Annotated in this window: 16 protein-coding genes; 6 read left to right on the top strand and 10 right to left on the bottom strand. The window is 43.8% G+C overall.

The features are described 5' to 3' along the window. Window positions 1–24: 24 nt before the first annotated feature. The 6 genes from P6709_RS08250 to P6709_RS08225 form a co-directional block, all read right to left on the bottom strand. The gene (locus P6709_RS08250) at window positions 25–327 is read right to left on the bottom strand and encodes an ArsR/SmtB family transcription factor (protein ID WP_278240534.1); all 303 of its coding nucleotides are present in this window, start codon (window positions 325–327) and stop codon (window positions 25–27) included. Between the two features lie 28 nt (window positions 328–355). Continuing rightward, a complete protein-coding gene (locus P6709_RS08245; protein WP_278240418.1) occupies window positions 356–1,126 on the bottom strand; it encodes an SDR family NAD(P)-dependent oxidoreductase in 771 nt (256 codons plus the stop codon). A gap of 209 nt (window positions 1,127–1,335) precedes the next feature. Then, window positions 1,336–3,120 carry an acyl-CoA dehydrogenase family protein gene (locus P6709_RS08240; protein ID WP_278240417.1) on the bottom strand — a complete coding sequence of 595 codons (1,785 nt, stop codon included), beginning with the start codon at window positions 3,118–3,120 and terminating at the stop codon, window positions 1,336–1,338. A 30-nt stretch (window positions 3,121–3,150) separates the two neighbouring features. Then, window positions 3,151–4,329 carry an acetyl-CoA C-acetyltransferase gene (locus tag P6709_RS08235; protein WP_278240416.1) on the bottom strand — a complete coding sequence of 393 codons (1,179 nt, stop codon included), beginning with the start codon at window positions 4,327–4,329 and terminating at the stop codon, window positions 3,151–3,153. Window positions 4,330–4,443: 114 nt separating this feature from the next. Continuing rightward, window positions 4,444–6,867 (bottom strand): 3-hydroxyacyl-CoA dehydrogenase/enoyl-CoA hydratase family protein, encoded by a 2,424-nt coding sequence (locus P6709_RS08230; protein WP_278240415.1) that lies wholly within the window; start codon window positions 6,865–6,867, stop codon window positions 4,444–4,446. 127 nt (window positions 6,868–6,994) lie between these two features. Further along, window positions 6,995–7,912 carry a proline dehydrogenase gene (locus P6709_RS08225; protein WP_278240414.1) on the bottom strand — a complete coding sequence of 306 codons (918 nt, stop codon included), beginning with the start codon at window positions 7,910–7,912 and terminating at the stop codon, window positions 6,995–6,997. Between the two features lie 186 nt (window positions 7,913–8,098). Between P6709_RS08225 and P6709_RS08220 the strand changes: the two genes are divergently transcribed. Together P6709_RS08220 and P6709_RS08215 are read left to right on the top strand one after the other, a co-directional pair. Continuing rightward, a complete protein-coding gene (locus P6709_RS08220; protein WP_278240413.1) occupies window positions 8,099–8,320 on the top strand; it encodes a hypothetical protein in 222 nt (73 codons plus the stop codon). A gap of 15 nt (window positions 8,321–8,335) precedes the next feature. After that, the gene (locus tag P6709_RS08215) at window positions 8,336–8,653 is read left to right on the top strand and encodes a spore coat protein (RefSeq protein ID WP_278240412.1); all 318 of its coding nucleotides are present in this window, start codon (window positions 8,336–8,338) and stop codon (window positions 8,651–8,653) included. A 393-nt stretch (window positions 8,654–9,046) separates the two neighbouring features. On the opposite strand, the gene P6709_RS08210 is transcribed toward P6709_RS08215, so the two are convergent. Next, on the bottom strand, window positions 9,047–9,319 hold the full coding sequence (locus P6709_RS08210) for a DUF2573 family protein (RefSeq protein WP_278240411.1): 273 nt from the start codon (window positions 9,317–9,319) through the stop codon (window positions 9,047–9,049). An 84-nt stretch (window positions 9,320–9,403) separates the two neighbouring features. Continuing rightward, entirely contained in the window at window positions 9,404–10,231 is an 828-nt protein-coding gene (locus tag P6709_RS08205) for an ABC transporter ATP-binding protein (protein WP_278240410.1), read from the bottom strand. Window positions 10,232–10,525: 294 nt separating this feature from the next. On the opposite strand from P6709_RS08205, the gene P6709_RS08200 reads away from it, so the two are divergent. The 3 genes from P6709_RS08200 to P6709_RS08190 all read left to right on the top strand — a co-directional run bounded on the left by P6709_RS08200 (window position 10,526) and on the right by P6709_RS08190 (window position 15,040). Continuing rightward, a complete protein-coding gene (locus tag P6709_RS08200; RefSeq protein WP_278240409.1) occupies window positions 10,526–10,843 on the top strand; it encodes a thioredoxin family protein in 318 nt (105 codons plus the stop codon). A gap of 152 nt (window positions 10,844–10,995) precedes the next feature. Then, window positions 10,996–11,748: an HAD family hydrolase gene (locus tag P6709_RS08195; RefSeq protein ID WP_278240408.1), complete on the top strand. Its 753-nt coding sequence runs from the start codon at window positions 10,996–10,998 to the stop codon at window positions 11,746–11,748. 208 nt (window positions 11,749–11,956) lie between these two features. Further along, complete coding sequence (locus tag P6709_RS08190) at window positions 11,957–15,040, top strand: efflux RND transporter permease subunit (protein WP_278240407.1); 3,084 nt, start codon at window positions 11,957–11,959, stop codon at window positions 15,038–15,040. Between the two features lie 318 nt (window positions 15,041–15,358). Here the strand turns inward: P6709_RS08190 and P6709_RS08185 are convergent, their stop codons facing one another. Further along, window positions 15,359–16,354 carry a class F sortase gene (locus P6709_RS08185; protein ID WP_278240406.1) on the bottom strand — a complete coding sequence of 332 codons (996 nt, stop codon included), beginning with the start codon at window positions 16,352–16,354 and terminating at the stop codon, window positions 15,359–15,361. A gap of 235 nt (window positions 16,355–16,589) precedes the next feature. Here P6709_RS08185 and P6709_RS08180 point away from each other — a divergent pair, with 235 nt between their 5' ends. Beyond that, the gene (locus P6709_RS08180) at window positions 16,590–16,763 is read left to right on the top strand and encodes a hypothetical protein (RefSeq protein ID WP_278240405.1); all 174 of its coding nucleotides are present in this window, start codon (window positions 16,590–16,592) and stop codon (window positions 16,761–16,763) included. Window positions 16,764–16,842: 79 nt separating this feature from the next. Here the strand turns inward: P6709_RS08180 and P6709_RS08175 are convergent, their stop codons facing one another. Beyond that, window positions 16,843–18,132 carry a DEAD/DEAH box helicase gene (locus P6709_RS08175; protein ID WP_442905309.1) on the bottom strand — a complete coding sequence of 430 codons (1,290 nt, stop codon included), beginning with the start codon at window positions 18,130–18,132 and terminating at the stop codon, window positions 16,843–16,845. Window positions 18,133–18,222: the final 90 nt, after the last annotated feature.

Below are 18,222 nucleotides of genomic sequence, written 5' to 3'. Positions count from 1 at the left end.
TTTTAGTTAAATTACTGGAGAAGACTAATAACATCTGTCCTCCACTGTAATAATTAATTGCTTCAGCTGATCAATTGCGTCTTCAAAAGCCAATGAATAATAACGCTGCGTCCCTTGCTGCTCCATCTTCAGTATCCCCTGTTCCCGCAGAATTTTCAAATGATGTGAAACGGCAGGACGTGATAATGTAAGCTTTGATGTTATTTCATTTACTGTTAACGTATCATTTTTCGTCAGCAGCAGGATAATATCCTGCCGGCAGGTATCGCTTAATGCTTGAAATAAAGGAATACATTCACGCAGTTTCTCCAGCGCCTGTTCTCCCATGGCAGTCACCTCAATTCTTCTGACCTCATTATACTCTTTCCTGTGTTTTTCTTACAATCGCAGCAGCCGTTTTACTGGAAACCAGTGAACCAAAACGTGTTTGAATACGGTTCATCGCACCAGGAATAATTTCTTCTTTTCCCTTATGAAACTGTTCAAACGCTTCGTTTGCCACTTCTTCTGCCGACATAATCTTCTTTTGAAACAGCTTGGAGTCATCCAGTTCAGCAGCATCCTTAAAGCCGGTGCTTGTGGGTCCGGGACAAAGAACAGACACTTGAACGCCAAAATCCTTCCACTCATTGGATAAAGCAAGGCTAAAGGATTTTACATAGGCTTTAGATGCATAATATACAGCCATTAATGGACCCGGAAAATAAGCCGCAACCGAAGCTACGTTTAAAATCCTGCCTTTTTTTCTTTGAATCATGTCTTTACCGAACAGTTTTGTAAGGGCCGTTAAAGAAGTAATATTCAGCTGGATCATCGCTTCTTCTTTCGCCAGCTCTGTTTTGTGAAACTCACCGAACAGGCCCACCCCGGCATTATTAATCAGCGTATGAATTTTGAAGCCTTTTTCCGTAATTTGCTGATACAGCTTCTGAGCAGAACCCTCTTGAGAGAGATCACTCTCAAACACCGCAACTTGCACTCCGTATTTCTGCGAAAGCTCAGCTTTTTGTTGATTTAAACGCTCGATGCTTCTTGCAGCAAGTACAAGGTCTTCTCCTGCCTCAGCATATTTAATTGCGAGAGATTCTCCAATTCCACTCGACGCTCCTGTAATTAGTACAGTCATAATTCCATTCCTCATTTCCATTGGTTATTGTTTCTTTAATGACATTTAGTTCAAATGTTTAAACATTTGAACATATAGTACAGTATTCGACTTTGATCTGTCAATTTACATGCTTTTTTATCAAAAGACATTTACTAAAACGCAAGCTAAAAAAAACACCCTGTAAAATCCGTCAGATGCGGACCTTCACAGGGTGTTAAGACGATTAATTAAACAACAAATTTTTCAACATCAATCAATTTTGCCGCTGCTTCACGCTTCACCGGAATTAAATTCACTGGTGTATAGCGTGTGAATTTGCGAAGAGCTGACAGCATCATGCGCAATGTATCGCCGCTTTCAACCGCAATAACGGTTTCTTTGGCATGCCCTTCAATTTCATTGAACGCTTCCTGACAGAAAATTTGAGTGTAAAGGATTTTTTGTTTATTTTTCTCAAGCCCAGTTTTATTAACCGCTTTTTGCGTACGCAGCAATGCAGATTCCATTGCATAAGCGAGAGACACGATATCCGCAATGTTCACAAGAACTTCCTGCTCAGCCTCAAGTGCTTTGCCATACTTTTGTGCAGCCAGTCCGGCAGCCAGCAAACCAATCTTTTTCGCATTTTTCACAAGATAGGCTTCCTGAGCTAACGGCTCATCACTGATTTCTTCCGGCATCATCGTCATCAATTCTTCCTGAAGGGCCTGTGCTTTTTGGAAAAGAGGCAGCTCACCTTTCATCGCTTTTCGCAAATACGTACCCGGAACAAGAAGACGGTTGATTTCATTCGTGCCTTCGAATATCCGGTTAATACGTGAATCACGGTAAATCCGCTCCACTTCGTATTCCTGCATGAAACCGTATCCGCCATGAAGCTGAACCGCTTCATCCGCAATGTAATCGAGTGTTTCTGTTCCAAACACTTTATTTAACGAGCATTCAATGGCATACTCAGCAATCGATTTAGCTACTTCCGTGCCGTTTTTAATTTCTTCATCAGAGAGCTGGCTCATGCGGTCTTCAAAAAGCCCAACTGTCCGGTAGACGGAGCTTTCAGTTGCATATAGTTTTGCACCCATAGTCGCCAATTTTTCTTTTGTTAAGTTAAACGATGAAATAGGCGTTTTAAATTGCTGACGTTCGTTTGTATATTTAACTGCCAGCTCAAGTGCGCGTTTTGACGCGCCGACTGTACCGACACCTAGCTTGTAGCGGCCGATATTCAGGATATTGAACGCAATGATATGCCCTTTCCCTGCATCTCCAAGGAGGTTTTCTACCGGCACCTCTGCATCAGATAAAATCAATGTGCGCGTGGAAGAACTTTTAATTCCCATTTTCTTTTCTTCTGCTCCAACTGAAACGCCAGGGAAATCTCGTTCTACAATAAAGGTAGAGAAATGCTCTCCATCTATTTTAGCGTAGACTACAAATACATCAGCAAAGCCGGCATTGGTAATCCATTGCTTCTCACCATTCAGGACATAATGAGTACCTGCCTCATTAAGCTTTGCCACCGTTTTTGCACCAAGTGCGTCTGATCCGGAACCAGGCTCTGTCAGTGCATAGGCCGCAATTTTTTCTCCAGTGGCAAGTGCCGGAAGATACTTTTGCTTCTGGTCTTCATTTCCAAAAAGAACGATTGGAAGTGAACCGATTCCTACATGTGCCCCGTGAGTAATTGAAAAGCCTCCTGCCCGTGACATTCTTTCAGCGATCAATGCAGAGCTTACTTTATCAAGCCCCAACCCGCCGTATTCCTCAGGCACATCTGCTCCTAAAAGACCAAGGTCTCCTGCTGACTTCAAAAGCTTAACAGAGCGGTCGAACTCATGATTTTCAATATGCTCTACCTGCGGCACGACTTCGTTCAGGACATAATCCTCTGTCGTTTTGGCAATCATTTTCTGCTCATCTGTATAGTCCTCAGGTGTAAACATGCGATTTGCCTCGATATCCTCGATTAAAAAACTGCCGCCTTTAATGACGGATGTTGTTTCGTTTGTCATCACTGGTTCCTCCCTTTTCCCCTTTAGTTCTTATTGAATCATTTCAAATACGCCTGCTGCTCCCATTCCTCCGCCGATGCACATTGTCACTACACCAAACTGCTGGTTTCTGCGTTTTAATTCATGCAGAAGGGATAATGTCAGCTTTGCTCCGGTACAGCCGAGCGGGTGCCCCAGAGCAATCCCACCGCCATTGACGTTCACGATTTCTTCATTTAAACCGAGCTGTCTGATTACCTGAATCGCTTGGGAAGCGAATGCTTCATTTAATTCGAACAGATCAATGTCTGACAGTGACAGGCCTGCAAGCTTCAGCGCTTTAGGAACTGCTTCCACAGGACCAATTCCCATAATTTCAGGCGGAACTCCCCCGACAGCAAATGACCTGAATTTCGCGATGGGCTTTAAGCCTAAGGATTCTGCTTTTTCACGATCCATCACCATCACAGCTGCTGCCCCGTCGCTTGTCTGGGATGCATTACCGGCTGTTACGGTTCCGGTGCGGGAAAATGCAGGACGCAATTTGCTTAAAGATTCTACAGTTGAATCAGGCCGCACGCCTTCATCCTGGGAAAATGAAAATGTTCTTTCGTTCAGCTGATGTTTTCCATCAACGTTTCGCAGCGTCACATCAACCGGCACAATCTCATCATTATACTTTCCTTCTGCCAGCGCTTTTGCAGCTTTCTGATGGCTCCATACAGCGAAGGCGTCCTGTTCTTCACGGGTGATGCCGTATTTTTTGGCAACCTCTTCAGCTGTATGCCCCATGCTCATATAATATTCGGGCATTTCTTCTGCAAGACGGATATTCGGCCGTACAGTATGACCCATCATTGGTACAAGACTCATAGATTCAGCTCCGCCTGCTATGACTGTATCTGAATGGCCCAGCATGATTCTTTCCGCCCCGTAAGCAATGGTCTGAAGTCCGGATGAGCAATATCGATTGACCGTAATAGCAGGTACAGTATGGGAAAGACCCGCCAGTGCCCCAATATTTCTTGCCATGTTCATTCCCTGTTCAGCTTCAGGCATCGCACAGCCGATAATCAAATCATCAATGTTCCCATCATAGTTCCCTGCCCGCTTAAGTGTTTCTCTTACCGCAAGTGCACCTAAATCGTCCGGACGCACAGTAGCTAAAGATCCTTTTTTTGCTTTACCAACTGGTGTTCTTGCACCAGCTACAATTACTGCTTCACGCATTGTGCTCCCCCTTTACATTTAACTCTGTCCCTCCTGCTGGTGAAGAATAGATCACTTGCTGTTTTAACTGTCTTTCTTCAACAGCGGAATGGGGTCAGAGAGAATAGATTTATATCAGTTGCGCAGAGGCTTGCCTTTAACAAGCATATGCTGCATTCTCATTTGAGACTTCGGCTCCTGAATCAAACTTAGAAAAGCTTCCCGTTCAAGCTTCAGCAAGTACTCTTCGTCTACTTCCGTTCCAAAAGGCACTTTCCCTCCAGCAATCACGTAAGCAAGCTTTCTCGCAATCTTCAAATCATGCTCGGAAATAAAGCCGGAATGGTACATCGTCTGAGCACCAAGCAGCAGCGTGGCATACCCGGTTTCCCCGACTACAGGCACTTTCCGTTTAATCGGAGCAGCGTAATTTTCCGCTAAATGAAGAACCGCCTGTTTTGCGTCATAAAGCAGATGGTCTCCGTTCGAGCTGATCGCATCAGCTGGCGTCAGAAAATGATTGTCTCTTGCTTCAGCGCCAGAAGTTGATACCTTGGCCATTGCAATCATTTCAAAAACAGTATTGGCTACCTTCTGGAGATCAAACTCAACCCCTTTCGGGAGACTGTTGAGATAATTTAAGTAAAGCTCCTTGTTTCCTCCGCCTCCCGGAATGAGACCAACACCGACTTCTACCAGTCCCATATACGTTTCAGGGGATGCCTGAATATGGTCAGCCGGGAGACAAACCTCTGCCCCTCCGCCAAGCGTCATGCCAAACGGGGCTGCTACCACAGGGAAAGGACTGTATTTTAACCGCATCATCGCCTGCTGGAATTGTTTCACGACCATTTCGATTTCAAATACGTTATCGTCCTGAGCCTCCATTAGAATCATTCCAAGGTTTGCACCTACACAGAAATTTTTGCCTTGATTCCCAATCACCAGACCTTTATAATTCTTTGAAACTTCATCCACTGCAAAATTAATCATTTGAATAATGTCCATGCCGATTGCATTGCTTGGCGAATGGAATTCAAGCAGCGCTGCACCATCACCAAGATCAAGTAAACTTGCACCGGTGTTTTTCTTGATGACTCCATGTTTCTTCTTCCAGCGTTTCAGATTGATTGCTTTTTCATTCTCTTCCACAAGGATGTAACTGCCATTATGGTAGTAGAACAGATCGCCTTCTTCTTCTTTATAAAAAGCAGTGTGACCCTGCACAAGCATTTCTTCTATCCACTCAGGAACCGCATGACCCTCTTCTTTCATACGGGAGACAGACCGTTCGATGCCGATCGCATCCCACGTTTCAAATGGACCTTTTTCCCAGCCGAATCCCCATTTCATTGCACGGTCGATGGAGACGATATCATCTGCAATTTCACCGTGAAGCTTGGCTGAATAGAGAAGCACTGGTGACAAGATGGACCACAGCAGTTCTCCTGCACGGTCTTGTGCATATACAAGCGCTTTCATTTTATTGCTTAATCCTTTTTCCTGCTTCGCAATCTCTAATGAAGGCGCCCGGAGCTTGCCGCGTTCCTGATATTCCATAGAGGATGGGTTCAGTTCGAGGATCGTTTTGCCGTCTTTCCGGAAAAAGCCCTGGCCTGATTTGCTTCCAAGCCAGCCGTTATCACGCATTTGCAGCATAAAGTCAGGAACATCAAACACGTTCTTTTCTTCACCCTCCACCTGATCATATACATTTTTTGCTACATGAATAAATGTATCCAGTCCGACAACATCAAGGGTTCTGAAGGTTGCACTTTTCGGACGTCCGATCAGAGGTCCGGTAATAGAATCCACTTCTCCAACTGAGTAATTTCCCTTCAGCATTTCCTGTACAGTGACAAGAAGACCGTACGTCCCGATGCGGTTAGCAATAAAGTTTGGCGTATCTTTTGCCAGTACTACGCCTTTTCCCAGTGTATTTTCTCCAAATTCCTTCATGAAATTGACGATCTTCTCATCAGTATGAGATGTCGGAATTACCTCCAGTAGCTTCAAGTAGCGGGGAGGGTTGAAAAAATGAGTTCCGAGAAAATTCTTTTTAAACTCTTCAGATCGCCCTTCCACCATGGCTTCAATTGAAATTCCGGATGTATTGGAGCTGACAATGCTGCCTTCTTTTCTGTGCTGTTCCACTTGTTCAAAAACCTTCTTTTTCACATCCAGGTTTTCGACTACCACTTCTATAATCCAATCAGCCTCATTTAATCGGGAAAGATCGTCCTCAAGATTTCCAGCTTCAATCAAAGCTGCATTTTCTTTTGTTGATAGAGGTGCCGGTTTTTGCTTAAACAGTTTTTGAATCGCTGACGCACTGAGGCGGTTTCGCACCGCTTTATCTTCTAATGAGAGCCCCTTTGCCTTCTCCTGCTCTGACAGCTCCTTTGGAACGATATCGAGCAAAATTGAGGGAATTCCAATATTCGCTAAGTGAGCTGCAATTCCCGATCCCATGACGCCGGAACCAATTACTGCCGCTTTCTGAATTTGTCTGACCAAATCAGTTTCCTCCTTTTGAAGACTTTTTGAATGAATCCTCATTCATTTTTTAGATAAAAAAAAGATAAATTTGTTTACTCTTCTATGATAATAGATTTACCAGCATTTCGCAATAAGAGAACTTGAAATTTTCAAAAAATTATCGGCTGATCAAATCAGCCGACTTCTTTTATTTATTAAATATCCCTCGGGCCACAAAAGCTACATTTGCCGGCCGTTCAGCAAGCCGCCGCATAAAGTAGCCGTACCAGTCTGTACCAAACGGCATGTACACGCGCATTTTGAAGCCTTCGTTGTGAAGGTCTCTTTGACGGTCTTCGCATATTCCATACAGCATTTGAAATTCAAACTGTTCATGGGGAATTTGATGTTCCTTCACCAAATTTTTCGTGTAGTCAATGATTTGGTCGTCATGAGTCGCAATTGCTGTGTAGTTTCCATTGAGCAAATGCGCTTTAATGATTTTCTTAAAGTTGTCATCTACATCTTTCTTTTCGGGAAATGCTACTTCAGGAGATTCTTTGTATGCTCCCTTTACAAGCCGTAAATTTGGAGAGAAGCTGTTTAAATCGGCAATATCTCCTTCAGTACGGTATAAGTAGGCTTGAATAACTGTACCAATATTTTCGTACTCGCCCTTCAGCCGCTTAAACAAATTCAATGTTTTTTGACAGCGCTCGTAATCCTCCATGTCAATGGTTACAAACACATTGTTTTCAACAGCTGCATCCATAATTCTCCGCATATTTTCGAGGGCTACTTCTTCAGATAAATCAAGTCCCATTGAAGTGAGTTTTAGGGAAAGCTGTGAATCCAGCTTGTGAGCACCAATTGCCTGAACGGCTTCTATGCATAGCTCTGTCATTTCGCCTGCTTCTTTCTCATTGTCCACAAATTCCCCGAGACAATCCAGCGTGACGCAAAGCCCTTCTTTATTAAGTGTTTGAATGGATTCCACCGCTTGTTCCACCGTTTCTCCGGCGACAAATCTTGCGGCGCCAAAACGAAGGCCGTATTGCTTTGCAACCTTGGTCATTGGCCTGTTCTTGGACAGGAACAAAAAGAAATCGCGCATCACTCGTTCCATGATAGACAAACCTCCTGATAGCAAAAATCATCCTGCAAGCGCTCTCTGTATTCAGAAAATAAGAAATCGTTACACGAATCATTCTTATTCTATCATTACTAATAAGATTTGAATATAACATCGTGCGTATAAATTCACATATATGGGAGAACGTAAGAGAGATCACTAAAGGAGGTTTTTATATTTATGCAAAATCAGTCTCTTTCAACAAAAGACGCATTGTATGTGGAAGACATTTTAGCATGGAATCTGCTGGCAGCTAAGAAAACACATTATGCTGCATCACAATGCCAGACACCCCAAGTAAAAGCGGAACTTGAAGCCGCCTGCCAGATGCATTCCAAGCATTTTCAAACCATTACGAATTTCTTAACATCCAATACGCAGGCCTCTGGCCAAATGCAATAGGGGAGGACATTAGCTATGCAGCAAACGACTACGCAAACAGGCGGAGGCATGCAAACGCCAGCCAACATGACTGAGCAGGATTGGGCGACAGATGTTCTTATTTTAGAAAAACATTTAAGTGTTGCCTACAGTACTGCATTAAATGAAGCAAGCACTCAGCCTTTGTTTGATCTTATCTCAACTATCTGCCGCGAAACTCAGACACAGCAGCATAAGTTATATGAATTGATGAAGCAGCAGGGCTGGTATAATCCTACACCGGAGACGCCGCAAGCTCTTCAGAAAACTGCTCAAAAAGCTTCAGCCGATCTGACCAAGCTGCCCGTTCATTAATGAAAAAAGAGCTTGAGACAAAAGTGTCTCAAGCTCTTTGGCTGCGCTTCAGGCGGACGCAGGGACGGCGCTGAGCCATCCAGGGCCTTGCCCTGTATAGTCTCAGCTTGCCGTCAAATCCTGCTGGAGTCGCTACCTTCCGCTCCACTCTCCTCTTACTATTGATAAATACTTCTTCGTTCTTTACATTCTTTAGAGTTTTGTCTCAACCTCTTTAACCGGTTCACTGCGCTTTAAGGGGACGCTTTCCGCAGGGACAGCGCTGAGACTTCTTGGATCTTGCCTTGCAAAGTCTAAGCTTACCGTCATCTCCTGCTGAGAGACACCACCTTCCGCTCTACTCACCTAATACTAAGAATTTATGCCCTTTAAGTAAAATTCCACTTGTAATTCTCAGCTCTTTTCTTCATTTGACTCAGCTTCTTTTGCTTTCAGCTCTTTATTTTTCTTTTGAATGTCCAGCACTACTTTTTTCATTTCCTCTTTTCCTTCAGGATAAAGGGAATTCCAGTGCTTGGCGAGAGCAGGCATTTGCTTGGCGATATGGTTATACATAATCCATTGTTGAACTTTTTCAACCGATTCCTTTGAATTTTCTCCGGTTAGCAGCTCAGTATATTTGTCGATCATTGCTTGCAGCTGCTCGCTTAATTCCTTTGTTTCCACGGTCATCTCTCCCTTCTCTTCTCATTTATTTTCTGACTGATTAAAAATAAAAACCGTCCACGAAGAGACGGTTTGCGTTTTGATTTACTGACCCACAGCTTCAACAGCAGCCACTTTTGCCTGCTGGACGATACAGCGTCCTTTGCCGTGAGGAATGCACAGTGGTGTTCCAAACAATGGATCTGTTGTTACTTGGCAATGCATTTGAAAAACATGCTTGACCATATCGCAGCTGATAACTTCCTCCGGTTTTCCCTGCTTGAAAACAGTCCGGTCTTTTACAGCAATCAGATTATGTGCATAGCGGCAGGCAAGATTTAAATCATGCAGCACCATGACGATCGTACGGTTTTCATTTTCATTTAATTCAAACAGCAAATCCAGAATCTCGATTTGATGGGTCATATCCAAATAAGTAGTCGGTTCATCAAGCAGAATAATATCTGTATCCTGGGCAAGCGTCATTGCAATCCATGCACGCTGGCGCTGTCCTCCCGAAAGTTCATCGACAAACCTGTCCTGAAATTCTTCCATACGAGTTGCTTGAAGTGCACGCTGAACGCTGTCTTCGTCATCTTTGGACCATTGCTGAAGAAAGCCCTGATATGGATATCTTCCTTGTTTAACAAGCTGCAATACGGTTAAACCCTCTGGTGCTGTCGGGGATTGTGGCAGAATGGCCATCTCCTGTGCAACCTTGCGGGTTGAGTAACGGTTAATTTCTTTGCCGTTTAACATAACCTCTCCATTTTGCGGCTTCAGCAATCGAGCCATTGAACGAAGTAATGTGGATTTCCCGCATCCATTTCCGCCGATTAAAACAGAAATTTCACCCTTGGGAATCGTTAAATCTAACTCTTCTATAATAATGGAATCTCCATAACCTAACGTTAACGTTTGAGTCTTAAGCATACTCTGATATCTCCTTTGTCTCTCCTGTAAGTGCACATGACTCCTTCAGGAAGTTCCTTCGCAAATCGGACGACTGTATACGTTTCTCTTTTTAGTCTAGAGTACAAACGACCATTCGTCAATGACTTTGAGAATCATTATCACCAATTTCTTTTCAACTGTCACAATTTTGATGCGGTTTAAATTTCTTTAGTCATCGTATGAACAGACTGCCATAAATATTTCATCTGCCGGGACCTGTGTTTTGATCTTTTTAGAAAAACATATTATGATCGGTTGTATGGAGGGATGAACATGCAAGGAATTAAAAATACCGATACGTTTAAAGAAGTCATCGCAGGCAGCGAGCCTGTCATTGTTAAATTTACAGCAGACTGGTGTCCGGACTGCCGCAGAATGGATATGTTTATTGATGATATCGTGGAAGAATACAATCAATATTCATGGTACACCTTAAACAAAGATGAGCTCCCTGAAATCGCAGAATCAAACGATGTTATGGGTATCCCAAGCCTACTGATCTTCCAGAATGGCGAAAAAAAGGCTCACCTGCATTCAGCAAACGCTAAATCACCCGAGCAAGTAACAACCTTTTTACAGGAACAAAAATAACGGCCATTGCGCCGTTATTTTTTTATTCTTTTTTACGTTAAAGGACAAAAGGGGCCAGGCCCCTTTTGTCCTTTAACGCAGCAAAATTATAGAAAAGCTGTCGATTTGAGTCCATAATAGGAGTATCTTGTTTGGATGGGAGTGGTTCTGAGATGAAGGAAAGGTCAATTAAGGTTAACGGGGAAGTGGTTTCTTCTTCTGTTGTTGCATTTGATAAGGATGGGACGCTGTTTCAGGCAGAGCCATTTTGGCTGGCTTTAAATAAGGAGAGAAAAAAACGTTTTATCGATATAGCTGGACCTGAGCATGGGGAGGCGTGGGACCGGATGATGGGTGTTGATGGAGACCATGTCGATCATCAGGGTCTGCTAGCGATCGCCGGAGAGCAGGAAGAACGCATTGCGATTACAGCGCTTCTTTATCAGCTGACCAAAAATCCGTGGATAACCTCTATGGCGCTGGCTGTCAAACTGATGGAAGAAAGCAATAAGGCGTTGGATATTTCAGCCTGCTTTATTCCCACACCGGGTGCTGTCGAGCTATTAAACGACTTAAAGCATGCAGGCTACGTAGTGGGAATCGTAACATCAGATCTGCAGGAGCGGACGAGCGAGTGTCTGAAGCTTCTTGGCTTTGACCGTAACATCGATTTTGTAGTGACACCTGCTGACGTTCAACACGGCAAGCCTTCTCCGGATATGCTTGAAAAGGTATGCCGCAACTTCACAATCCCTCCCTCTGAACTGCTTATGATCGGGGACAGTGTGGTAGATTCCATGATGGCACGATCTGCGGGATGTAAGAGTGTCTCGGTTCATGAACAGGAACGTTTACGGGAAACACTCGCTTCCACATCGGATCATCTTGTTTCCTCTTTATCACATATAAAGGTGGAGTGGGAGTAATCTTTTTATTGGCTTTCTCACAACACAAACAGATTATAAAAATGACATCGCCATTGTGCGGTGTTTTTTTTATTTACTCCAAAATTGAAGTAAACACCTTCGTTCTTGACACAACTGTCGAAAACGTGAAGAATAGTGATGAAAGAACTTATACTAACCATCTTTTATAGGAATAATTATTTTAGAAATGCCAAGAGGAGGCTGCAGGATGTTTGAATGGGTATTAAAGCGCACAAAGATTTTCATGGTGCTTTTTGTTTTAAGTATTATCGTTGGGGTTATGGTGTTTCTACAGCTGCCTCAAAGGGAAATTCCTGAGACTTCTGTAAATGTCGGTACCATTTCCACTGTGTATCCGGGTGCGACGCCTGAAGTGGTGGAACGGACCGTCACTAATCCGATTGAACAAAATCTCGAATCAATTGAGGGAATTGAGGAAATTTCTTCTGCATCCGCCGCTGGTTTTTCATCAGTGATCGTGACACTTGAAGACGGAGCAAATTCACAGGAAGTGTTTTCATCTATCCAGCAGCAGGTATCCGATGCTGAAGCCTCCTTCCCCGAAGAAGTGGTCTCTACTTCTGTAGAGGAAGCACAGGCAAATTTCCCAATCGTTTCTTATATGTTAACAAGCGAGGATCGGGATGCATTTACAGATCTTCAGCCTTTAATGGATGATTGGGATGAAGAAATTTCAGCAGTTGCCGGTGTTTCCGGTACGACGGTGAAGGGCGTTCAGCCTACTGAAATTATTTTGACGGTTGATTCTGAAGAGCTTGGTCAAAATGGTCTTGCCATCCCGGATGTTATGACCGCAATTGAAAGTGAATTCAATCCTGTTCCTCTTGGGAAACAGGAAACCGGTAAAACCATTTACCAGCTTTCCATTGAAACCTATGAAACAGTTGAAGAAATGGAACAGGTGACAGTAGGACAATCTCCTGAAGGTAAAGCTGTTTCCATAGCAGATATTGGATCTGTTGAGCTTTTACCAAAAGAAACAGAGGATTTGATTACGTATGATGGAGTGCCTGCTGTTTCCTTTACAGCTTATCTAGACGAAGGACAGGACATTCCAAGTGTGGATGAAGCTGTCGTTTCAAAGATGGAAGAGTTAGAAGATACATTGCCTGAAAATATTGAACTGGTGCCTTATTATTCTCAGGCAGACCTGGTAAATACCATTTTCGACGGCTTGTATTTTTCACTTGCGATTGCGGTATTGGCTGTCATTGTAACAAGTGCACTTGGTTTAACTCCAGGCGGTGCAATTGTTGTCGCCATTGCGGTTCCGCTTTCAGTCCTGATTGGCATTATTCCTCTCCCCTTTGCGGAAGTGGATTTAAACCAGATTTCAGTCATTGGCGTGATCATTGCACTCGGTATCCTGGTGGATGACTCTATTGTGGTAAATGATAATATTCAGCGCAGATTTAAACTTGGGGACAAAGCACTCCCAGGTGTTATTACAGGGGTAAAAGAAGTTTGGGTATCCATCGTCACGTCCTCCCTTGCAATCGTCTTTACCTTTTTGCCGCTGGTCTTTTTGTCAGGTGGAAACGGAGCCTTTATCCGCGCGCTTCCTACGGTATTAATCACAACCATTCTGGCATCAACCATTGTCGCTCTTGTATTTGTACCCATGATGCGTTTCACTTTTTACCGTAAATCCAATAAAAAAATGTCGGATTCTCCAGGTTTATTAGGTAAACCTTTGAATTGGATTTCAAATTTTTACGCTGATAAAGTTTTAGTGAAAACATCTAAAAAGCCGCTTTTAACAGGATTGATCGGACTGGTTGTTACGACCGCACTGTTTGGTCTTGTCGTCCTGACGCCTTTTGAATTTTTCCCTGATGCAGATCGAGAAGAAGTGACAGTTGATGTCACACTGCCGATCGGAACACCGCTTGAAGAAACACTTTCAACGCTTCAGGAAATGGAAAGCACACTAAAAGAAGATGACGGTGTAACAGAAACATCCATTTTCGCAGGTACCGGTCTGCCGAACCTTTTTAATAGTTCGCTTGATACAACAGGTGATTATACCGGGCAGCTTGTCGCAAGAGTGGACCGTGAAAATCAAACCGCCCAAGGGCTGATCGACGATTGGACGGACGAGCTGCGGGAACAGTATCCCGATGCCATCATTTTCATGGAAACGATTCAGCAAGGGCCTCCAGCTGGTGCTCCAGTAACGGTCACTGTCAAAGGACCTGAACTGGAAGAATTAATCTCAATCCGCGACACGGTGATGAGTGAAATTGACGACTTGGGTGTCGATCTGGTTCTCGACAATATTGGAGAAGAAGAGCCCACTATTGAATATATTCCTAATCGTGATGCATTAAATGAAAATGGAATCACTCTTCAGCAAATCAGCCAGCAGATCAGAGTGGTGACAGAAGGAATCCCGATGGACAGCTTTGATGATGGCGTGACTGAACGGGATATGACCCTTTTAGTGGATCCTGTGGAAGAAGGGGAAGAAATTGATTTAGCCCAAATCGAATTGCCTGCCGCCGCTCAAGGTGAAACACAGGGGCCTCCTGCTCTTGTCACACTGGATGAGCTTGTGACAGCTGAAGAAACGGAACAGCTGCAGCGGATTCCTCACGATGGAGGAGAACGTGCCATAACAATCCGGGCATTCCCGGGTGAAGTCGAAGACCTGGAAGCCAAAGTAACGGAAATTACCGAAGAGGTACGTGAAGGTCTTTCAGAAGAATACAGTCTGGTTTTAGGTGGAGAAAACGAAGCGCAGGATGACTTCTTCTCTGAAATTATCATTCTGTTTACAATTGTTATTTTCCTTGTGTATGTATTAATTGCGTTTCAATTTAATTCATTGTCTTTGCCTTTGCTTGTGTTGGTGGCTGTTTACCTGGCCATTGCAGGAGCTATACTTGGATTATTTGTCACACAAACACCAATCAGCTTCCTGGCAGTAATGGGTATGGTTTCCCTAACAGGAATTGTGGTCAGGAACTCTGTCGTACTGATCGACTTTATTGAACAGGGCATAAAAAATGGCATGAAGGTGAAAGAAGCGGTTATTGAATCAGGACGTGTCCGGATTCGCCCGATACTTCTTACAGCCTTTACTTCCATTGTGGCATTGATTCCTGTAGCTGTAAGCGGGGATGCCCTATTTACACCGCTTGCTGTGACCATTATATCCGGAATCATGTTTTCAACCCTTCTGACCCTGGTAATTGTTCCAATGCTTTACATCGTCTTTTTGAAATTTAGAAGACGTGGAAAAGAACTTCGTAAAACAGGTCAGTTTTAATTTAAGTGAATTAGCTCCCCCCTTTCTGCTTCCCATTATGGGATCGCAGGAGGGGGGTTTTTATTACCCCGAATATTCCCATTCTTCATAATGCAGACAAAAAAAGCCTGGGACAAAAATGCCCCAGACCATTGGACCGATTCACGCTTTGGCAGGAATGGCGCTAGACCTTTCCAGAACCAAAGCCTGAAACTCAACTTGCCGCCATCTTCTGCTGATATACCCGATCCATTCGACTCATATTAACGTTTTTAAAACTTTTTCAATTATGTCCCGGCCTGCTTCAAACATCATGTACTTTCAAAATGTCCTGCAGTTCTACTCCTCAGTCAGATAACCATGCTCTGATTCTTTTCCATCGATGGATACAGCCGTGACGGAGTAGACCGCTTCAGGGTCTTCTACAATTAAGCTTTTTCTTTCATAATAACTTACACTTTCAATTTTTTCTTTCGTTCCGTCCTCCAGCTCTTTGTAAATGCGGTAACCCACAACTTCCTGATCGCGCACCGCATACCATGAAAACTGATTGCCTGTTAGAGCTACATTGGTTGGCACTGTCGGTTCATATTCCAATTCTTCCGGTTCTTCTTCTACAAGTTCAGTATAAACAACTAACCGGTCTGGATATTGGCCGCTTTCCCGGTCAAAGGGACCTGTACACGTAATTAAGTTAAGATTTCTGGAGTCAGAGGGACCAAATATCTCCTGAAGCGGAGCGCCATCAGCCGGGTATGATTCCATGGAGGTCACGACAAACGTCAACGGTTCACCCTCTTCTCCTGTGACAATAATCTCGTCCCCTTCTGTAAGATTTCGAAGCTCAAAGAAGATCGCCGGTCCTTCATAGCTGTCTACATGTCCTGCTAATACAGAGTTTCCGACTCCCCCCGGCTTCGTACCCGGTTCAAACCAGCCGACTTCATTTACATTTTCAGGAACCTCCATCGCCCCATCTTCTTCAATTCCCACCTGAATAATATCAGCCTCTATCTCAAGCGAAGGGATGGAGACATTTACCGGGGTTAAAGGCGTTACTTCCTTTTCTTGAACTGCCAGCAGCTCTTCATATTTTTCTTTGTCTTTATCTAGTATAGGAAACTCTTCTTCTTTTTCAGGTTTCGTCTCAATCTCTTCCCCAAGAGATCCAAGATCATCTTCTTCTCTGCTTTGCGCCTCAGAGGTGCTCCCTTCTTCTGCGCCGCTTGATTCTGCAGAAGATCCTGTATATTTTTGTGCAGCCATCATGACGCCATATGACACCATAAATACTGCAATTCCAACTAAAATCGATAACAGTAGCTTTTTCGCCAAGACTTGCACCTCCCTGCAATTGAATAGCCTTTGTATAGATAACGAAAAAAATAGACCTTCAGATCACTTTTCTTATGATTTTAGTACGTTACCAAACAAAAGGGGTCTGACCCCATTTACTTTTAGTTTACATCACTTTTTTTCATTATTGCGAATTTGAATCGGCTGTTTATCTTTCTTTAGGAGAAGGCATGGATTATAATTATGGATACCTGCTATGGAAAGGATCGATTTCATGAGTGAACAGAAGAAGGTAAGTTTACAGGATTTAGTGAAGCAGCAGCTTGCAAACAAGAAAAATCAATCTAATGCTAATGCAGCTTCTCAGGGACCTGGCAATGAAAAGAAAATGAAAAGCCAGCAAGCAAAGAAAGTAGCTAATACGAGAAGAAAAGCCGGAGGTTCTTAAGTCGTTTACTTTGGACTTGGAAGCTCAGCAACTGAAAAACGACCCTGCAGTCCGGAAATGGCTGCGGGGTCGTCTTTTTTTAAGATCTTCCTCTTCTTTTACTCGGTGAGGCTTTAGGTGCAGTATGACTGCCGCTGTATCGCTGCTGTCGTTTTTTATTTTTTTCAATCTTTTCTTCTTTTCTTTCTTTAGCACTCATGGAATCCTTTTTTGAAGCACCTTCATGCCTGTCATAGTCTGATGCGTTCACTTCTACCATTTTTCTGGGAATTTCGTATTGGATTCCCTGCTCTATATCACGCATCAAATCTTTATCTTTTGGAGCTGACAGCGTATATGCCGCCCCATCTTCTCCGGCACGCCCTGTTCTTCCAATGCGGTGGATGTAGCCTTCAACATCCTCCGGAACATCGTAATTAAAAACATGGGTAACCCCTTCTACGTCAATTCCTCTTGATGCTACGTCGGTTGCGACAAGGAGCTGCAGCTTGGCGGTTCGAAATTGTTTCATTACGTTTTCTCTTTTTGATTGAGACAGGTCGCCGTGCAATTCCCCGACAAGATAGCCTCGTGATCGCAGCTCTCCATACAGCTTGCTTACCCGTCGGATCGTCCGGCAGAAAATGATCCCTAAAAATGGCCTGGCCTCATCAATCGTCTGACATAATGCCCCGAGCTTTTCCCTGTCGCTTACTTCAATGACATAGTGCTGAATTTCTTCCACCATGCTGGACTGGTCCCTGATCTGTACGGTTTCAGGCTTTTTCATATAACGCTTTGCAAGCTTGCGAATATCCTTGGAAAGCGTTGCAGAAAATAACCCCATCTGCCTATCTTCGCTTGTCAGTTCGATAATCTGCTCTACTTCTTCAAGGAAGCCGAAATGAAGCATCTGGTCTGCTTCATCTATGATCAGCGTCATTACCGTCGCCAAATCGATGGTTCCCCGTCTGACATGGTCAAGCAGCCTTCCCGGTGTTGCAACGGCTATTTGAACGCCGCGCGCCAGGCTTTTTACTTGTTTATCTAAATCCTGGCCGCCATATATGGATAAAACAGATGGTTCTTTATCACTTATCTGCAGCTTTTTTAACTCTTCGGTTACCTGAATTGCCAGTTCCCTGGTAGGAGCTAGTATAAGCGCCTGCAGCGTAGGATTGGACTGATCTATCTTTTCAAGAGCAGGAAGCAAAAAAGCGAGTGTTTTTCCTGTTCCTGTTTTCGCCTGTACCAATACGTCTTTATTGTCCAGCAGGATGGGAATGGCTTTTTTCTGCACATCCGTTGGGTTTAAAATCATTTGCTTTTCTAGTTGTGTGCCGGCCTTCTGGGAAAGACCGAGCGATAAAAATTCTTTCAATGCATACACCTCTTTCGCTCTATTATACCTTTTTTCTTCTCTGCGCAGTATTTGTCGTTTCTTCAGTTAAGATTCAACGTTGTGTCTGCTATACTAAAA

This window comes from Jeotgalibacillus sp. ET6, from assembly GCF_029667115.1.
Classification (GTDB): domain Bacteria; phylum Bacillota; class Bacilli; order Bacillales; family Jeotgalibacillaceae; genus Jeotgalibacillus.
This window is presented reverse-complemented; position numbering and strand designations above follow the sequence as displayed.